Here is a 16,479-nt window from a genome sequence, read left to right on the forward strand (position 1 = left end):
GTCATCCCGGCGGGTGCTGCGCCGGAAAGGGTGATTGTACTTCAATGCCCTGGCAGGAACCTGGCGACCAGGCTTCTGTCGGATGGCAATCACATTGCCGCGATGCTGCAATGAACGGCTGAGACTGCCAGAATGGTGCCACCATCAGGTGGCTGGAGCTTGTAAGAGTGCGGTCGCGTCGATAGGTTCCTGTTCCGATTCCTGGAGTTAGCAATGCCTTACGTCTTGTTGTTGTTCGTGGCGATGCCGATCATCGAGATTGCCGTCATGCTGAAAGTGGGTGATGCCATCGGCTGGCTGCCGACGCTGGCCATCGTGATTCTGACGGCTGTCATCGGTACGAGCATGTTGCGCCAGCAGGGCCTGGCCACGCTCAACAAGGCACGTCAGCGTCTGGATGCCGGCGAGATGCCGGCCCAGCAGATGCTGGAAGGCATGTTGCTGCTGTTGGGTGGCGTATTGCTGCTGACGCCCGGATTCGTGACCGACGCCTTCGGTTTTCTCTGCCTGGTGCCGCACACCCGGCAATGGCTCGCCGGTCGCATTGCCAGCCGGTCCGTGGTCAGTGTCAGCAGTGTGACCGGATTCGGCCGCAGCCCCGGCCAGGGAAGTACCACGGTTGGCTCTGGTGCCACCGAGGCCGCCCGCAACAATGACACGGCCTACGATGACCTGTCCTCCGCTGGTGGTCGACCACGCCCGCGGGACAGCGATGCGGCCAGGTCCGGCGAGGTGATTGACGCCGACTTCAAACGTATTGACGACCAGTAGACGGCTGTCAGGACCAATCAGTGAAATTTGTTGGTCCCGAGACTTGATATTGTGGCGCTCGACATTAGAATTAGCACTCCTCGGGGGCGAGTGCTAACAGCAATGTTTGCAATCCCTCTTCGAGTCATTTTTCCACATTGAATTTATTCGGAGTCGTATTGGTATGAACATTCGTCCGTTGCATGACCGCGTGGTCGTCAAGCGCATGGAAGAAGAGCGCACGAGTGCCGGTGGCATTGTGATCCCTGATTCAGCTACCGAGAAGCCAGTTCGCGGTGAAGTCCTGTCGGTTGGTAAAGGCAAGATTGCTGAAAATGGCGAGGTACGCCCTCTGGACCTGAAAGTTGGCGATCAGGTTCTTTTCGGCAAGTATTCCGGCACCGAGATCAAGATCGACGGTGAAGAAGTGCTGGTAATGCGTGAAGACGACATCATGGGTGTTTTCGAATAAGCAACCCACGGGTTGATATTCGTTCCATGAGACCGGCGGTTGCAGCTGTAGCTCCCATCCGGTCACATTCCAACCATATTTGAGGATAGTTATTCCATGAGTGCCAAAGAAGTCCGTTTTTCCGATTCCGCCCGTCAGCGTATGCTGAAAGGTGTTGATGTACTGGCCAATGCGGTCAAGGTCACACTGGGTCCCAAGGGCCGCAACGTTGTTCTGGACAAGTCGTTCGGCGCCCCTACCGTCACGAAGGATGGTGTATCCGTCGCCAAGGAAATCGAACTGGAAGACAAGTTCGAGAACATGGGTGCCCAGATGGTGAAGGAAGTTGCTTCACAGACTTCCGACATCGCCGGTGACGGTACAACGACTGCGACCGTTCTGGCGCAAAGCATCGTTCGCGAAGGCCTGAAGTCGGTTGCTGCCGGCATGAACCCCATGGACCTGAAGCGTGGCATCGACAAGGCTGTTGCTGCCGCAACTGCCGAACTGGCTGCCATGTCCAAGCCATGCAACGACGAAAAGTCGGTTGCACAGGTAGGCACCATCTCCGCCAACAGCGACGAGTCCATCGGCAGCATCATCGCCGAAGCGATGAACAAGGTTGGCAAGGAAGGCGTCATCACTGTTGAAGAAGGCAAGTCTCTGGACAACGAACTCGACGTTGTTGAAGGCATGCAGTTCGACCGAGGCTACCTGTCTCCTTACTTCATCAACAACCAGGATGCGATGGCCGCTGAACTGGAAGACCCGTATGTACTGCTTTTCGACAAGAAAATCAGCAACATCCGTGATCTGCTCCCGGCTCTGGAAGCCGTTGCCAAGTCTGGCAAGCCTCTGCTGATCATTGCCGAGGACATCGAAGGCGAAGCGCTGGCCACTCTGGTTGTCAACAGCATGCGTGGCATCATCAAGACATGTGCCGTCAAGGCACCTGGTTTCGGTGACCGTCGCAAGGCCATGCTGCAGGATATCGCTATCCTGACCGGTGGTCAGGTCATCTCTGAAGAAGTCGGCCTGTCTCTGGACAAGGTTACTCTGGAAGACTTGGGTACTGCCAAGCGTGTGACTGTCGACAAGGACAACACCACCATCGTTGACGGTGCCGGTTCTTCTGACGAAATCAACGCTCGCGTTGACCAGATCCGCACTCAGATCGAGCAGGCCACTTCCGATTACGACAAGGAAAAGCTGCAAGAGCGTGTTGCCAAGCTGGCCGGTGGTGTTGCGGTCATCAAGGTCGGTGCTGCTACCGAAGTCGAAATGAAGGAAAAGAAAGACCGCGTTGACGATGCTCTGCATGCCACACGTGCTGCGGTAGAAGAAGGTATCGTTCCTGGTGGTGGTACTGCTCTGGTTCGTGCCATTGCTGCTGTTGACAAGATCAAGGGCGACAACCACGAGCAGGACATCGGTATCAGCATTGCCAAGCGTGCCATGGAAGAGCCTCTGCGTCAGATCGTTTCCAACGCTGGTGGCGAGCCTTCAGTTGTCGTTGCCAAGGTGAAAGACGGTTCCGGCAACTTCGGCTACAACGCTGCCAATGGCGAATACGGCGACATGGTCGAGCTGGGTATCCTGGATCCAACCAAGGTTACTCGTTACGCTCTGCAAAACGCAGCTTCCGTTGCTGGTCTGATGATCACCACAGAGTGCATGATCGCTGACCTGCCGAAGGAAGAAGGCGCTCCAGCTGGCGGCATGCCGGACATGGGCGGCATGGGCGGAATGGGCGGCATGATGTAAGGCACTGCCTTCACATGCGAGCTGACGCTCGATTGTAGTATCCGGAACCCCCGCTCAAGCGGGGGTTCTGCGTTTGTGCGACAGGAAAACAACGCCAGTCTGCATGGAAGCTTAAGGGTCTGGTAACGGTGCCGATAATGTAGCTATCGAGGAGCCATTCCTCATTTTCGTTTTCATTCAGGTACCAACAGGACGGGACTCTTTGAATTTTCGTGCCCTCACCAGCAAAGTCTTGCGTTCGCACACGGCTCGGACTCTGTCCGGTTCGGTCGCATTGACGTTGTTCGTGGTGCAGCTGGCTGTCTATCTGCCGTCTGTCTACAGCCAGTATTCCGGCTTTACCCGGGAACAGTCCAGAAATGCGAGGACGCTGGTGCAGGTCGGCTTCAATGGCAATCGGCAGCAGAGCCTCGATTTCCAGGACAATGTGCTCGATGATTCACTGGTGGGGCTGGTATTGCTTGACGCTACCGGTCGCTTGCTGCTGAACAAGGGCAATACGCTCGACTTCGATCCCGCCGCGGCAGAGATGCCCGCCAGATCGGGCTGGATTCAACCCACTGCCTGGCAGCTGCAGAATGGCGCAGAGCCCGCGGTGTCTGCTATCGGATTTCTGGACAGGAGCGGTCTGCTGAAGGCGGCCCTGCTCAAGGCGAGTCTGCTGAGCATCTTTGCCGTACTCTCCAGTTTGCTGGCAGCGCTGGTTGCCATGGCAGGTGCTGCTCGATGGTACATTCTGCCAATGGAGCGTCTGATCGCGGTGTTGCGTGAACATCGCCAGATCAGTGATGGTCAGGTGCCCGAGCCGATCAAGGTCATCGGTGGCAATGATCTGAGTCCGCTGGCCGAAGAGTTCAATTGCATGATCGAGGCACAGCGCAAGGCTGCCAGACAAGTCAAGGTCAAGCAGCAGTATCTTGAATTCGCCGCTCATCATGATCCTCTGACGCATCTGCCGAACCGCCTGATGTTCGAAGATACGCTGCGACGTACGGTGCAGGAAACGCTCGAATCGGATCTGCGATTCTCCATCTTCCTGGTTGATCTGGACAACTTCAAGTTCTTCAATGACCAGTATGGTCACCTGGTGGGCGACAAGATGGTTGCCGAGGTGGGTAATCGGCTGCGAACCATGATGCGCGATATCGATCTGGTGGCGCGGCTCGATGGCGACGAGTTCGTGGTCATCCAGAAAGAGGTGGATGAATCGGTGTGTGCCGAGGAGGTGGCCGCCAGAATCATGAGTGTCGCGACTGCGCCCTATGAGTATCGGGGCTTCACTCTCAAGACCGCGGTATCGGTGGGCATTTCCTCTTTCCCTGACGATGTGCATGTGCAGCAGGACGAGCAGATGCTGGGTGAGGAGATGGTGAACAATGCCGCCGTTGCCCTGCAGGAAGCCAAGAGCAATGGCAAGAATCAGTATCGGCTGTTCAACGAGAAGATGCGATTGCGCCTGACCGCCAGAATCCGTCTGGAACAGGATCTGAAGATGGCGATGCAGGACAATCAGTTCGAAGTCTACTACCAGCCCAAGATCAACATACACACTCGGCAGTGTACCGGTGCCGAGGCTCTGGTCAGGTGGCGTCACCCGGTCAACGGCTTTGTATCGCCGGAAGCCTTTGTGCCGGTGGCCGAGGAGACCGGCCTGATCATCGAGCTCGGTGCCTGGATCCTGCAGACCGCCTGTGTCAAGACCCGAGAGCTGCAGTCAATGGGCTATGACGGCCTGAATGTCGCCGTCAATATCTCGGCCGTGCAATTCACCGATGGCAATCTGTTGCCGATGGTCAGTCAGGCACTGGAGAGCTCGGGGCTGAGTCCGGAGCTGCTGGAGCTGGAAATCACCGAAAGCGCGGTCATGCACGATCCGGAGGAGGTGATATCGTCCCTGCACGAACTGAGCGAGCATGGGATGAAGCTGGCAATCGATGACTTCGGTACCGGATATTCCTCCCTGGCCTATCTGAAGCGTTTTCCTGTCAATACGCTGAAGATCGATCGCGCCTTCATCACCGATATTTCCAATGACAACGATGATGTCGCCATCGTCGAGGCGGTGTTGGGCCTGGGCAAGCATTTCAACATGAAGGTGGTTGCCGAAGGTGTCGAGGACGAGGAGCAGCTGAACTTCCTGAAGTCGCAGGGTTGCGATATTGCCCAGGGGTATTTCATCAGCAAGCCCTTGAGCTCCGAACAATACACCCACTGGCTGGAACGCTGGCCGTTCGGCGTGCAGGAGAGAGCGGCGCCCGAAGGCATGCTCGAGCTGCCCGCGCCGCAGGACAGGCAGGTCGGTTGATGGCGGAGTTCCTGTCGAATTCGCGGTAGGCTGTCGTCCCACGTTTGCCGAATCGGGACGGTGTCATGTCAAGTGCGACCGAAGGAACAGAGAATCGTTGCAGCTGGTGTCTGGGCAGTGAGTTGTATCGGCACTATCACGATACCGAGTGGGGGGTGCCCTGCCGGGATGCCGTACAGCTGTTCGAGCTCATTTCACTGGAAGGGGCGCAGGCGGGACTGAGCTGGATAACCATACTCAACAAGCGTCAGGGTTATCGACGGCTGTTCGCCGGTTTCGACCCCGAGAAGATTGCGCGGTTCTCCGATGCCAGGCTGGACAGGATTGCCAGTGATGCGGCAATCGTGAGACATCGACAGAAAGTCGAGTCCGTTCGAAGCAACGCGCGTGCATGGCTGAGTCTGCGGGAGGCGGGGCAGTCATTCAGCGATGTCATCTGGGCGCATGTGGAGCACGAAACGCTCGACAATGCCTTCCGGCAACTGAGTGATGTACCGGCCCGGACCGAGCAATCCACAAGAATGAGCAAACAGCTGAAGAAGCTCGGTTTCTCTTTTGTCGGGCCCACGACCTGCTATGCCTTCATGCAGGCGGCGGGGCTGGTCAACGATCATCTGATCACGTGCCCGCGCCATGCCGAGGTGAAATCGGGTTGAGCCGGGCTTCCTGACCCTGGCGCCTGACTGCTTGGCCGTGGGCAGCTGCCTATTGTCCGAAGCGCTTGCCATCGGCCAGCCACTCGCGTTCCTCTGCCGTATCCTCACGTTCGAGCACGGCGTTGCGATACGGGTAGCGACCGAAGCGATCGATGATTTCCTTGTGCTGCAAGGCGTAGTCGAGGGTGCCCTTGGCATACGACTGTAATTCGGGCGGTGCCTTCTCCAGCAACTCGGTGAACAGGGCGACGGAACGTTCCTGCGAGCTCACGGATTCGTCATGTTCCAGTGGCATGTAGCAGAACACCTGATGGGTGAGAGGCCAACCGGCCGGATAGTTCCTGTCGATGGCATGATGGCAGAGCGACAAAGCCTGAGCATCGCCGGCAAAGGCTTCAGCGGTGCCACGGTTGATATTGCGATTGAACTGATCGAGCAGGATGATCAGCGCCAGGGTGCCGGTCGGCGATTCGCGCCAGTGGTCCAGACTGCCAGCACGGGCAAGTGCCAGCGTCGAACCGAAGCGCTCGGCAAGCTCTCGGTCGAGTTTGGAGCCACCCTGGAACCAGCGTTTCGACTGCGGCAGATCCATGCGTCCGGTGGCTTCGTCGCGAAACCAGTATTCCACGATATCCTCTGCAGTGGGTTCCTTCATGGCGTGCCTCCGTGGTGTTCCTGCCTACTCTAGTGACGCACCTGTCAACGGTCAACTGGCGACATCCGGCTGATCTGACCTGTGGGTCGTGCCGGTTCCTGGCAGACTGACGCCCTTGGCCATGACTGGCGTGGATTCGTGGTGTCAGGCTGGCGCGCAAAGCCTGCCGAAGACCGGTCCGGACCTCTGGCTGGGCCATGGGCTGGATCGCAAGGCGCATCCCCGTCCGGTTCGAGGGAATGCCTTGACGCTGCTGCTGCATCGGCAGTGGACTTTGCACAGTGTCGATACTCAGGCTATGGTCAGTGCTTTGATATACTCTTCGGGATTCGCGATAGCGACCCTTCACAATCAGTGGAAAACTTGAAATGAATGCAAGAATCACCGGATTCATCCTGTGTGGAGCTTTGTTGGGTGGCTGCGCAACGGACGGATCGCAACTTGGCGACCTGAAATCCATTGCCGAGTCCGCATTGGGGGGTGACACGGCGTCAGCGGCTGGTCCCCTGACTGTGGATGAAATAACACTCGGCCTGAAGGAAGCGCTGACCAAGGGTTCCACGGCCGTGGTGTCCCAGTTGGGACAATCAGGCGGCTTCAGCGGCGACCCGGCCATCCATATTCCATTACCGGCATCCCTGCAGAAGGCGCGGGATTTTGCCAGCAAGGTCGGTCTGGGAGGTTCCTTCGACGAACTGGAACTCAAACTCAATCAGGCTGCCGAGGAAGCAACACCGAAAGCCAGGGATCTGTTCGTGGGTGCCATCCAGTCCATGACGGTTGAAGATGCCAAGGGCATCCTGCAGGGCGAAGACGATTCCGCGACTCAGTATTTCCGTGAGAAGACCGGTGAAAACCTGCAATCGGAGATGACACCGATCGTGGACAGTGCCCTGGCCGAAGTCGGGGCTGTCAGCACGTTCAACAGCCTGTTGTCACGCTACAACAGTATTCCACTGGCCCCGAAGATCGACACGGATCTGACGAGCTATGTGGTTGAAGAAGGATCAGACGGCATCTTCTACTACCTGGCTCAGGAAGAGAAGGCCATCCGGGAAAACCCGGTGAAGCGCACGACCGAGATCCTGCAGCGCGTATTTGGAAACTGAGAATTACATGAACCCACCAGACCTATCAGACCGACATACCTTCTCGCGTGAAGAGCTCATTGCCTGCGGGCATGGTGAGCTCTTTGGCGAGGGCAACGCTCGTCTGCCATTGCCGAACATGCTCATGTTCGATCGCATTACAAGCATCACTGCCGACGGCGGAGCGGAGGGCAAGGGTCAGATCATTGCCGAGCTGGACATCAATCCCGATCTCTGGTTCTTCGGCTGTCATTTCGAGAGTGATCCGGTCATGCCGGGCTGTCTCGGTCTGGATGCCATGTGGCAACTGGTGGGTTTTTTCCTGGGATGGAAAGGCAATCCGGGCAGGGGGCGTGCGCTGGGGTCCGGCGAAGTCAAATTCTTCGGTCAGGTGCTGCCTTCGGCCAAGGTGGTACGCTATGAGCTGACCATCAAGCGGCTGATCGAAAGAAGACTCGTCATGGGCATCGCCGACGGGCGCATGCTGGTTGATGACAAGGAAATCTACACGGCCAGCGACTTGCGGGTAGGTTTGTTCACATCCACTGAAGATTTCTGAAGAGTTCGCATCATGCGCAGAGCAGTAATTACCGGCATTGGCATTGTTTCCTGTCTGGGAAATGACAAGGCATCGGTTACCGAATCCTTGAGGCAGGCCAAATCGGGTATCACCTACCGGGAAATCTACAAGGAGATGGGAATGCGCAGCCATGTGGCTGCCGCTCCGGATATCGATCTCAAGGAATCGATCGACCGGAAGCAATACCGGTTCATGGGCGATGCCGCCGGTTATGCCTATCTGGCCATGCAGCAGGCCATCGAAGACGCCGGTCTGGAAGAGAGCGAAGTGTCCAACGAACGCACCGGTATCATCGCCGGTTCGGGTGGCGGGTCTTCGGCCAGCCAGGTGGACGCCGCGGACATCCTGCGCAACAAGGGTATCCGTCGGGTCGGTCCTTACCGGGTTACCCAGACCATGGCCAGTACCGTGTCGGCCTGTCTGGCCACACCATTCAAGATCAAGGGCATCAATTACTCGATTGCATCGGCCTGTTCGACCAGCGCGCATTGCATCGGCAATGCACTGGAGCTGATTCAGCTGGGCAAGCAGGATCGTGTGTTTGCCGGTGGCGGTGAAGAAGAGCACTGGACACTGAGCAGCCTGTTCGACGCCATGGGCGCCTTGTCCACGAAGTACAACGACACGCCGGCAGTCGCTTCACGCGCCTATGACGCGAATCGCGATGGATTTGTCATTGCCGGTGGTGGTGGCATGGTGGTAGTCGAGGAACTGGAAGCCGCCAAGGCGCGTGGCGCGAAAATCTATGCCGAAGTCGTTGGCTATGGGGCCACATCTGACGGTTATGACATGGTTGCCCCTTCGGGTGAAGGCGCCATGCGTTGCATGCAGATCGCCAGTTCCACGGTCGACTCGCCCATTGACTACATCAATGCGCATGGCACCAGCACGCCAGTTGGGGACATTGCCGAACTGGGTGCGGTCAGAAAGGCCTTCGGCGAGCGAGTACCGCACATCGGTTCGACCAAGTCGCTGTCCGGTCACTCACTGGGTGCTGCCGGGGTTCAGGAAGCCATTTACACCCTGTTGATGCAGCAGGCCGGTTTCATTGCCGAGTCGGCCAACATCACCGATCTTGACGAGGCTGCCAGTGATCTGCCAATCGTGCGTCAGCGGATTGACAATGCGACCATCGATACCGTCATGTCCAACAGTTTCGGCTTTGGCGGAACCAATGCGTCTCTGGTTTTCCGACGCGTGTAGATCGTGATGCCGCACTCCGGGAGCGAAAAAGGCTCTCGGAGTGCCAACTCGGCGCGATGGCCGGTCTGTGATTGTCCGTTGTGAGACCTGGCCTGTCAGAGTTGACCGTTACATCAGCCCTTCATCGGCACGAAGGATGGTCGTTATCTCTCATAACCCATCTGACTCGGTGTAGTGCCCATGAAAGTAATGATTGTCGATGATTCGAAATCCATGCGGATGATCGTGAAGCGTACGCTCAAACAGGCTGGCTTCGACGACATGGAATTCGAGGAAGCCGAAGATGGCACCGATGCGCTGGCGAAGATCGACGCCTGCAATCCCAATCTGGTGCTGTGCGACTGGAACATGCCACAGATGAATGGCATCGATTTTCTCAAGGCCATCAGAGCCGCCGGCAATATGGTCAACTTCGGATTCGTGACGACCGAATCCACCCCTGAAATGCGAAGTCTGGCGCAGGAGGCCGGTGCACAGTTTCTGGTTGCCAAGCCATTCACGGCGGCAACTTTCCAGCGAACCCTGGAACCGATTCTCGGATAAGCATGAACTATCAATCACCCACGGCAAGCAAGGTTGCCGAGATGCTGTCGATGGTTCTGGGCGTCGAAGCCACAGCGAAGGAGGGCAGTGCGCCGGATGCCGCCGGCCTGGATCATGTGGCCATTTTCCTCAATCGTGAGGATGAACTGGTGGCCAGTTGCAGCTGCAACCTGTCCACGGCCGCGGCACTGGGCTGCGCACTGTCGATGATTCCACCCGGCGGCGCTGAAGTCATGGTGGAGGATGGTGCCCTGTCCGACACCGCGAGTGAGAACTTCTACGAGATGATGAACATCTGCTCCAGCCTGCTGATGAATGACAAGTCTGCCCATCTGCGGTTGGTCGAGGTGGTGGTTGATGCGGGCAGGCGCATGTTGACTGACGGCAATGCAGAGGTGGCCTTTGATGTCGAGCTGGGCAAATACGGCAAGGGCAGCCTGGTTTTCAATCACACCTGAATCCGGAAGCCCTCTCTGATCAGTAGATCAGTGGCGGTTCGTCCAGAGCGGCGCACTGCTCCCGCAATGACTGGATGTGTTCATCCCAGAAGCGTGCACTGGCAAAGAAGGGGAAGGCCTGGACGAATGCCGGGTCCTGCCAGCGCCTGGCTATCCAGGCCGCATAGTGAATGATGCGCAGGCTGCGCAGGGGCTCGATCAGGGCCAGTTCCCGCTCATCGAATTCCCGGAATTCGTGGTAGCCATCGAGCAACTCTCCCAGACGAGCCTGGGCGTACTGCCGGTCTCCGGAGATGAACATCCACAGATCCTGCACGGCAGGACCTGTAGCGGTATCGTCGAAGTCGAGCAGATGCGGTGTACCGTCGCTGCCCCACAGGATGTTGCCTGGATGGAAATCGCCGTGCAGGCAGATTTCCCGATAAGGCACATTGTCCAGTCGATCGTGGATCTCGGGTAGCAGTTCGTCGACCAGCGATTCGTAAACCGGTGCCTGGTCAGCGGGCAGTACACCCGAGTCCAGCAGAAAGTCGGCGCAGTCGTCACCGAGTCGCCAGGCATCGATGAACGGGCGGTGCTCGAAATGATGCGTATCGGCAACCAGGTGCATGCGTCCCAGAGTCCGGCCGATGACGGCAAGCTGTTCCGGGTTGTCCAGTTCGGGTGGCCGGCCGCCGGCACGCGGGAACAGACTGAAGCGAAAAGGTCCTGAGCAGTGCAGCGTCCTGCCGGCGGCATCCTTCAACGGCGTGATGACGGGAATGTCACGTTCCAGCAACGCATCGCAGAAGGCGTGTTCCTCCAGAATGGTCTCGTCGCTCCAGCGGCCGGGACGATAGAACTTGGCAACGATATTCCGGCCATCTTCCATGCCGACAGAATAGACGCGATTCTCGTAGCTGTTGAGGGCGCTGACTCGCCCGTCCGTGTGCCAGCCGACGCTGTCGATGGCATCGAGTATCTGGATCGGGTCAAGAGACTGGAAGGCGAGGGTGGCGTCCGGATTATCGATGATCATTAACTCCCTATCGTCGGTATATGTCGCCAACTGTCTGTAAATGAGCTCTATTTGATGCTATCGTTCACAGTTACCGTCGCGATTGATCGCCATGTCTTTCGTATCTAGCAAACTTTGTAACCGGAGCGTTGGAGTATGTCACAGGTGCTGGTGCTCAATGGGCCCAACCTCAACCTTCTTGGTACCCGTGAGCCCGAACGATATGGCTCTGTTCGTCTGGCCGATATCGAAGCGCAGCTGAGCGAGCAGGCGGCCCGACTGGGCGTCACCATCGATTTCTTTCAAAGCAATAGCGAAGGTGCTCTGATCGATCGCGTACACGCGGCACCGGCCGAAGGCGTTCGCATCGCCATCATCAATCCCGGTGGATACAGTCATACCAGCGTAGCGTTGCGAGATGCCTTTCTGGGCGTGGCGCTGCCACTGATTGAAGTACACGTAACCAACATTCATCAGCGCGAGTCGTTCCGGCACCATTCGTATTTTTCCGATATTTCGGTAGGTACATTGATCGGTTTCGGCCCTGCCGGATACAGCATGGCCTTGACGGCCGCCGTAGCCCGACTCGAACAAGACCAATAACACTGAACCGGAATACTGACAGGACTGCCCCATGGATATTCGCAAGATCAAGAAGTTGATCGAATTGCTGGAAGATTCGGATGTTTCCGAAATCGAAATCGTCGAGGGAGAAGAGTCGGTGCGTATCGCACGCTCATCAGGTGTCACCATGGCACCGGTGGCTGCGCCTGCCCCCCCTCCCGCGACCTATTCTCCAGCGGCCGCAGCGCCAGCCGCACCATCGGCGCCAGCTGCCCCTGCATCTGACGACCTCTTGCCGCCGGGTACCATCATGGAATCGCCCATGGTCGGTACCTTCTATCGTTCATCTTCGCCAACGGCAAAGGCCTTCATTGAAGTCGGCCAGAGCGTCAACAAGGGCGATACGGTCTGCATCATCGAAGCGATGAAGATCATGAACCAGATTGAAGCTGAAATCAGCGGTACCGTTCGAGCGATTCTGGTTGACGATGGCCAGCCGGTCGAATACGGCGAGCCACTGATCGTCATAGACTGAGTAGACGGACTCATGGTTACTCCCATCAAGAAACTGCTGATCGCCAATCGCGGCGAAATAGCCCTGCGTATCATGCGTTGCTGTCGCGATCTGGGAATCAAGACCGTCGCAGTCTATTCGACCGCAGACCGCGATCTGAAGCATGTTCGACTGGCCGATGAGGCTGTCTGCATCGGGCCGCCACCATCGATCAAGAGCTATCTCAATATTCCAGCCATCATCAGTGCGGCCGAGATAACCCGCTCCGAAGCCATTCATCCCGGCTATGGCTTTCTGGCCGAGAATGCCGACTTTGCCGAGCGAGTCGAATCCAGTGGCTTCAAGTTCATCGGGCCCACTTCCGACGTCATTCGTCTGATGGGTGACAAGGTCAGCGCCATCGCCGAGATGAAGGCGGCCGGCGTGCCTTGTGTTCCCGGCAGCGACGGTCCTCTGGGCGATGATGCTGCCACCAACCGCAAACTGGCCAACGAGATCGGTTACCCGATCATCATCAAGGCAGCCGGTGGTGGTGGTGGCCGAGGCATGCGCGTGGTGCGGTCTGACGATGAGCTGGAAAAGTCGATTGCCATGACCCAGAGCGAGGCGGGTACAGCGTTCGGCAATCCCATGGTGTACATGGAAAAGTACCTGGAGAAGCCGCGCCATATCGAGTTTCAGGTCATCTGTGACGAGAATGGCAACGCCATCCATCTGGGCGAGCGTGATTGTTCGATGCAGCGCCGCCATCAGAAAGTGGTGGAAGAAGCACCGGCACCGGGAATCGATGAGGCCACACGTGCCGATATGGGCGCACGTTGCGTGGAAGCCTGCAAGCGCATCGGTTACCGAGGAGCAGGGACGTTCGAGTTTCTGTTCGAAAATGGTGAGTTCTACTTCATCGAGATGAACACCCGGGTGCAGGTTGAACACCCTGTCACCGAGATGATCACGGGGATCGACATCATCAAGGAGCAGATCTTCGCTGCCGAAGGGCGTGAGCTTCGCTGGAAGCAGGAAGACATCAAGATCAAGGGTCATGCCTTCGAGTGTCGTATCAATGCGGAAGATCCGGTCAACTTCATGCCATCCCCGGGGACCATACGCCAGTACCATCCGGCGGGCGGTCTGGGGGTGCGTGTCGAGACCCATATCTACAATGGCTACACGGTGCCGCCTCACTACGACTCCATGATTGCCAAACTGGTCGTGTCCGCCAATACGCGAGAATCGGCGCTTGCCCGCATGCGTGGTGCACTCAGTGAGGTCTTCATCGACGGTATCAAGACCAATATCCCTCTGCACATCGATATCTTCAACGATTCTGCCTTCCAGGAAGGAGGCACCAATATCCACTACCTCGAAAAGAAGCTGGGCCTTTCCTGAAGGCCCTTGCCGGAACATCATGACTGCTCCTGAATGGCTTGAAGTCACGCTCGACACGACTCGGCAAGAGGTCGAGTCTCTGGAGGACTGGCTGTTGGAGGCCGGTGCTCTGTCCATCACTCTCCAGGACAGTCATGATGACGAGGATCTTGCCCATGCCGTGCTGGAACCGGTGCCGGGCGAAGTCCGGCTGTGGGAAGACATCACGCTGGTGGGGCTGTTCGCTCGTGAGACCGAGCTCGAGCAACTGCAGGATGCCCTGTACCTGGCGGCAGCGATGATGGGGATCTCGGTGCCGTTGTTTTCGGTGTCGCGATTGCAGGAACGCCAATGGGAACGAACCTGGATGGATACCTTCAAGCCCATGCAGTTCGGAGAGCATTTCTGGATCTGTCCGACAGAGCAGCCACCACCGGATGACAAGGCCATCAACCTGCGACTGGATCCCGGCATGGCCTTCGGCACCGGCACCCATGCAACGACAGCCCAGTGCCTTGCGTGGATGGGGGCGCAAACGGCACATACATTGCGTCCCATGCAGGGCTGTCGCGTCATCGACTACGGTTGCGGCTCGGGTGTTCTGGCCATTGCAGCATTGCTGCTGGGTGCAGAACGGGCCTGGGCCGTGGATATCGATCCACAGGCGCTGACAGCGACACGTGACAATGCCCTGCAGAACGGTGTGCTGGATCGGCTCGAGATCGGCATGCCTGACCTTGTAAACGATATTTCGGTGGAACTCGTCTTGGCCAACATCCTCTTCAAGCCATTGATGGAACTGGCAGATACTCTTGCAGCAACGGTGGTGCCGGGGGGGCGACTGATCGTGTCCGGTATTCTGAGCGAGCAGATGGCACCGTTGAGCAAGCGCTACGGCGAGAACTTCGACTTCGAACCCGGCCAGGCTCGTGACGGCTGGGCGCTGATGACCGCGATTCGTCGCTGAACCCGCGCTGATTGATCATGGCCAAGCGCAGCCAGAAATCCCGTTTCGGCCCGGGCAAGGATCGTATCAAGCCCGATACGGATGCTGCTGCAACGACGGCGCCGGATGAAGAACGGGCTGATGCCACCGGAACAGAGGCGGAGCCTGACGACAGCGGTCAGGAGAATGGCAAGGGGCGCGGTCGGAAAGGGGATCTGGGCGACGGTCAAGAGACCGATGAGGCCGGGGACAAAGCAGGAGGCTCGGGCGACGAGGAGGGCAAGGACAGGCAGGACGACGCCGATGTCAGCAGTTCGGGCAATGAGGAGCCTGATGAGGGCGATGCCGATCAGGAGTCTGCTGCAGACGAGGATGCCAAGAACGGCAAGAACGGCAAGAACGACGAGAACGACGAGAACGACGAGAACGACGAGAACGACGAGGATGATCTGGCGAGTGCCTATACCTCGGCAGAGGACGAGCAGAATCCGCAGACCTGTTGCTCGAGTTGTCACACCGTGTTCGAGGTATCACGTGAGTTGCTTGAATCCAGCGACACGCGGGTGCGTTGTGGGGAATGCCTGAGCATATTCGACGCACTGGCGAATCTGCGCAAGCCTGCCGGAGACACCGAAGAGGACACCGTGGCCGACACCTCTGGCGAACCGGCATCAGGCAAGCCGGGGCAGACCGTCAGCGAGCCGACTCCCCCCGGAAAAACCGATACGGCTGATGCTGATTCTGCCAGCGAAGCCAGCCAGACCGGTGCGGCTTCACCACTGGACGTGACCTATGCCGATTTCGCCCTGTTCTCGGCGGATGCCGGACTGCCCGAACTGGACTATCTGGACGAGACGCGAGAATTACCGCCCTTCGATTTCGATGATCCGGGTGAAGAGGACGACTTCGACGAGTCCATCGATGAAACGCTCTATGCCGATGATGTCATCGAGGATGCCCGCGCCACGCTGAGTGATGGATCTCCGGAGCAGGGCAGCGCCACCACACAGCGCTCGCCCGACTCTGTCGCGACTGACCTGCCTGCATCGACTACCGGTGGTGATGAGAAGGTCGTGGGTGAGATGGACGAACTGCTGAGTACCTTGAAATCGTCCGAGATGCCGATTCTGGCCGATGATGAACCCGTCGGCGCGTGGTGGATGCGAGGACTGCTGTTCACCGGTGTGCTGGTCCTGGCCGCCGGACTGTATGGTTATCGCGAGCGGGCTGCGCTGCAACACAATGCGCTGGTCAGGCCGGTACTGGAATCGGTCTGCTCCGTCTTCGGTTGTACGCTGGCGGAACGGGTCGATCTGGCAACCATCAAGGTCACCAAGCGCACCGTTTTCTCTCATCCTGATGAGGAGGACATGTTGATCATCAACATCGGCTTCGCGAACGAGGCCGAGTTCGCCCAGCGTTATCCCACACTGGACATCATGCTGACAGACCGCAGTGGTCGATTGATGGCGAAGCACACCTATTCGCCTTCCGACTACCTTGACAACTGGCGGGCAGGAGATCTGTTCGAGACCGGGGAAAATCTGGACATCAGCCTCAGTGTGGAAGACCCCGGCAACGAGGCCATGTCCTTCGAGCTGGACTTCAGATAACGATCTTTTTCCCTGTTCAGCAGGTGA

The 16,479-nt window shown here is 57.9% G+C and carries 17 protein-coding genes; 15 read left to right on the top strand and 2 right to left on the bottom strand.

Translation table 11 applies throughout. From position 1 onward, the window contains the following. Window positions 1-213 precede the first annotated feature (213 nt). The 5 genes from ACUNV4_RS25990 to ACUNV4_RS26010 all read left to right on the top strand — a co-directional run bounded on the left by ACUNV4_RS25990 (window position 214) and on the right by ACUNV4_RS26010 (window position 5,926). A complete protein-coding gene (locus tag ACUNV4_RS25990; protein ID WP_430881573.1) occupies window positions 214-771 on the top strand; it encodes an FxsA family protein in 558 nt (185 codons plus the stop codon). A gap of 163 nt (window positions 772-934) precedes the next feature. Beyond that, window positions 935-1,222, top strand: coding sequence for a co-chaperone GroES (locus tag ACUNV4_RS25995; protein ID WP_430881574.1), 288 nt, complete (start codon window positions 935-937; stop codon window positions 1,220-1,222). 96 nt (window positions 1,223-1,318) lie between these two features. Continuing rightward, window positions 1,319-2,965: a chaperonin GroEL gene (groL, locus tag ACUNV4_RS26000; RefSeq protein WP_430881575.1), complete on the top strand. Its 1,647-nt coding sequence runs from the start codon at window positions 1,319-1,321 to the stop codon at window positions 2,963-2,965. Window positions 2,966-3,167: 202 nt separating this feature from the next. Continuing rightward, window positions 3,168-5,270 (top strand): putative bifunctional diguanylate cyclase/phosphodiesterase, encoded by a 2,103-nt coding sequence (locus tag ACUNV4_RS26005; protein WP_430881576.1) that lies wholly within the window; start codon window positions 3,168-3,170, stop codon window positions 5,268-5,270. A 65-nt stretch (window positions 5,271-5,335) separates the two neighbouring features. Continuing rightward, window positions 5,336-5,926 (top strand): DNA-3-methyladenine glycosylase I, encoded by a 591-nt coding sequence (locus ACUNV4_RS26010; protein WP_430881577.1) that lies wholly within the window; start codon window positions 5,336-5,338, stop codon window positions 5,924-5,926. 49 nt (window positions 5,927-5,975) lie between these two features. Here ACUNV4_RS26010 and ACUNV4_RS26015 read toward each other — a convergent pair whose 3' ends face one another. Further along, on the bottom strand, window positions 5,976-6,581 hold the full coding sequence (locus ACUNV4_RS26015; RefSeq protein ID WP_430881578.1) for a DUF924 family protein: 606 nt from the start codon (window positions 6,579-6,581) through the stop codon (window positions 5,976-5,978). A 368-nt stretch (window positions 6,582-6,949) separates the two neighbouring features. Here ACUNV4_RS26015 and ACUNV4_RS26020 point away from each other — a divergent pair, with 368 nt between their 5' ends. The 5 genes from ACUNV4_RS26020 to ACUNV4_RS26040 all read left to right on the top strand — a co-directional run bounded on the left by ACUNV4_RS26020 (window position 6,950) and on the right by ACUNV4_RS26040 (window position 10,453). After that, window positions 6,950-7,690, top strand: coding sequence for a DUF4197 domain-containing protein (locus tag ACUNV4_RS26020; RefSeq protein ID WP_430881579.1), 741 nt, complete (start codon window positions 6,950-6,952; stop codon window positions 7,688-7,690). A gap of 7 nt (window positions 7,691-7,697) precedes the next feature. Then, window positions 7,698-8,228, top strand: a complete 531-nt coding sequence (gene fabA / locus ACUNV4_RS26025; RefSeq protein WP_430881580.1) for a bifunctional 3-hydroxydecanoyl-ACP dehydratase/trans-2-decenoyl-ACP isomerase — start codon at window positions 7,698-7,700, stop codon at window positions 8,226-8,228. Between the two features lie 12 nt (window positions 8,229-8,240). Beyond that, window positions 8,241-9,452: a beta-ketoacyl-ACP synthase I gene (fabB, locus tag ACUNV4_RS26030; protein ID WP_430881581.1), complete on the top strand. Its 1,212-nt coding sequence runs from the start codon at window positions 8,241-8,243 to the stop codon at window positions 9,450-9,452. Window positions 9,453-9,632: 180 nt separating this feature from the next. Continuing rightward, window positions 9,633-9,995, top strand: coding sequence for a response regulator (locus tag ACUNV4_RS26035; RefSeq protein WP_430881582.1), 363 nt, complete (start codon window positions 9,633-9,635; stop codon window positions 9,993-9,995). A gap of 2 nt (window positions 9,996-9,997) precedes the next feature. Beyond that, on the top strand, window positions 9,998-10,453 hold the full coding sequence (locus ACUNV4_RS26040) for a hypothetical protein (protein ID WP_430881583.1): 456 nt from the start codon (window positions 9,998-10,000) through the stop codon (window positions 10,451-10,453). A gap of 19 nt (window positions 10,454-10,472) precedes the next feature. Here the strand turns inward: ACUNV4_RS26040 and ACUNV4_RS26045 are convergent, their stop codons facing one another. Continuing rightward, window positions 10,473-11,471 (bottom strand): serine/threonine protein kinase, encoded by a 999-nt coding sequence (locus tag ACUNV4_RS26045; RefSeq protein WP_430881584.1) that lies wholly within the window; start codon window positions 11,469-11,471, stop codon window positions 10,473-10,475. Window positions 11,472-11,606: 135 nt separating this feature from the next. Between ACUNV4_RS26045 and aroQ the strand changes: the two genes are divergently transcribed. From aroQ to ACUNV4_RS26070, 5 genes are read left to right on the top strand one after another with little or no spacing between them, the layout of a single operon-like run. After that, a complete protein-coding gene (gene aroQ / locus ACUNV4_RS26050) occupies window positions 11,607-12,053 on the top strand; it encodes a type II 3-dehydroquinate dehydratase (RefSeq protein ID WP_430881585.1) in 447 nt (148 codons plus the stop codon). Between the two features lie 31 nt (window positions 12,054-12,084). Continuing rightward, on the top strand, window positions 12,085-12,549 hold the full coding sequence (gene accB / locus ACUNV4_RS26055) for an acetyl-CoA carboxylase biotin carboxyl carrier protein (protein ID WP_430881586.1): 465 nt from the start codon (window positions 12,085-12,087) through the stop codon (window positions 12,547-12,549). Between the two features lie 12 nt (window positions 12,550-12,561). After that, a complete protein-coding gene (gene accC, locus ACUNV4_RS26060) occupies window positions 12,562-13,914 on the top strand; it encodes an acetyl-CoA carboxylase biotin carboxylase subunit (RefSeq protein WP_430881587.1) in 1,353 nt (450 codons plus the stop codon). Between the two features lie 19 nt (window positions 13,915-13,933). Next, a complete protein-coding gene (gene prmA / locus ACUNV4_RS26065; RefSeq protein ID WP_430881588.1) occupies window positions 13,934-14,860 on the top strand; it encodes a 50S ribosomal protein L11 methyltransferase in 927 nt (308 codons plus the stop codon). A gap of 17 nt (window positions 14,861-14,877) precedes the next feature. Beyond that, window positions 14,878-16,452 (top strand): zinc-ribbon and DUF3426 domain-containing protein, encoded by a 1,575-nt coding sequence (locus tag ACUNV4_RS26070; protein WP_430881589.1) that lies wholly within the window; start codon window positions 14,878-14,880, stop codon window positions 16,450-16,452. The last annotated feature ends 27 nt before the right edge of the window (window positions 16,453-16,479 follow it).

The sequence above is a fragment of the Granulosicoccus sp. 3-233 genome (genome assembly GCF_052681095.1).

Bases quoted from the DNA above. Each gene is read 5' to 3' on its own strand.
- accB (WP_430881586.1), top strand. From the start codon at position 12,085: ATGGATATTCGCAAGATCAAGAAGTTGATCGAATTGCTGGAAGATTCG.
- ACUNV4_RS26020 (WP_430881579.1), top strand. From the start codon at position 6,950: ATGAATGCAAGAATCACCGGATTCATCCTGTGTGGAGCTTTGTTGGGT.
- accC (WP_430881587.1), top strand. From the start codon at position 12,562: ATGGTTACTCCCATCAAGAAACTGCTGATCGCCAATCGCGGCGAAATA.
- groL (WP_430881575.1), top strand. From the start codon at position 1,319: ATGAGTGCCAAAGAAGTCCGTTTTTCCGATTCCGCCCGTCAGCGTATG.
- prmA (WP_430881588.1), top strand. From the start codon at position 13,934: ATGACTGCTCCTGAATGGCTTGAAGTCACGCTCGACACGACTCGGCAA.
- fabA (WP_430881580.1), top strand. From the start codon at position 7,698: ATGAACCCACCAGACCTATCAGACCGACATACCTTCTCGCGTGAAGAG.
- ACUNV4_RS25995 (WP_430881574.1), top strand. From the start codon at position 935: ATGAACATTCGTCCGTTGCATGACCGCGTGGTCGTCAAGCGCATGGAA.
- aroQ (WP_430881585.1), top strand. From the start codon at position 11,607: ATGTCACAGGTGCTGGTGCTCAATGGGCCCAACCTCAACCTTCTTGGT.
- ACUNV4_RS26015 (WP_430881578.1), bottom strand. From the start codon at position 6,581: ATGAAGGAACCCACTGCAGAGGATATCGTGGAATACTGGTTTCGCGAC.
- ACUNV4_RS25990 (WP_430881573.1), top strand. From the start codon at position 214: ATGCCTTACGTCTTGTTGTTGTTCGTGGCGATGCCGATCATCGAGATT.
- ACUNV4_RS26070 (WP_430881589.1), top strand. From the start codon at position 14,878: ATGGCCAAGCGCAGCCAGAAATCCCGTTTCGGCCCGGGCAAGGATCGT.
- fabB (WP_430881581.1), top strand. From the start codon at position 8,241: ATGCGCAGAGCAGTAATTACCGGCATTGGCATTGTTTCCTGTCTGGGA.
- ACUNV4_RS26010 (WP_430881577.1), top strand. From the start codon at position 5,336: ATGTCAAGTGCGACCGAAGGAACAGAGAATCGTTGCAGCTGGTGTCTG.
- ACUNV4_RS26035 (WP_430881582.1), top strand. From the start codon at position 9,633: ATGAAAGTAATGATTGTCGATGATTCGAAATCCATGCGGATGATCGTG.
- ACUNV4_RS26040 (WP_430881583.1), top strand. From the start codon at position 9,998: ATGAACTATCAATCACCCACGGCAAGCAAGGTTGCCGAGATGCTGTCG.
- ACUNV4_RS26045 (WP_430881584.1), bottom strand. From the start codon at position 11,471: ATGATCATCGATAATCCGGACGCCACCCTCGCCTTCCAGTCTCTTGAC.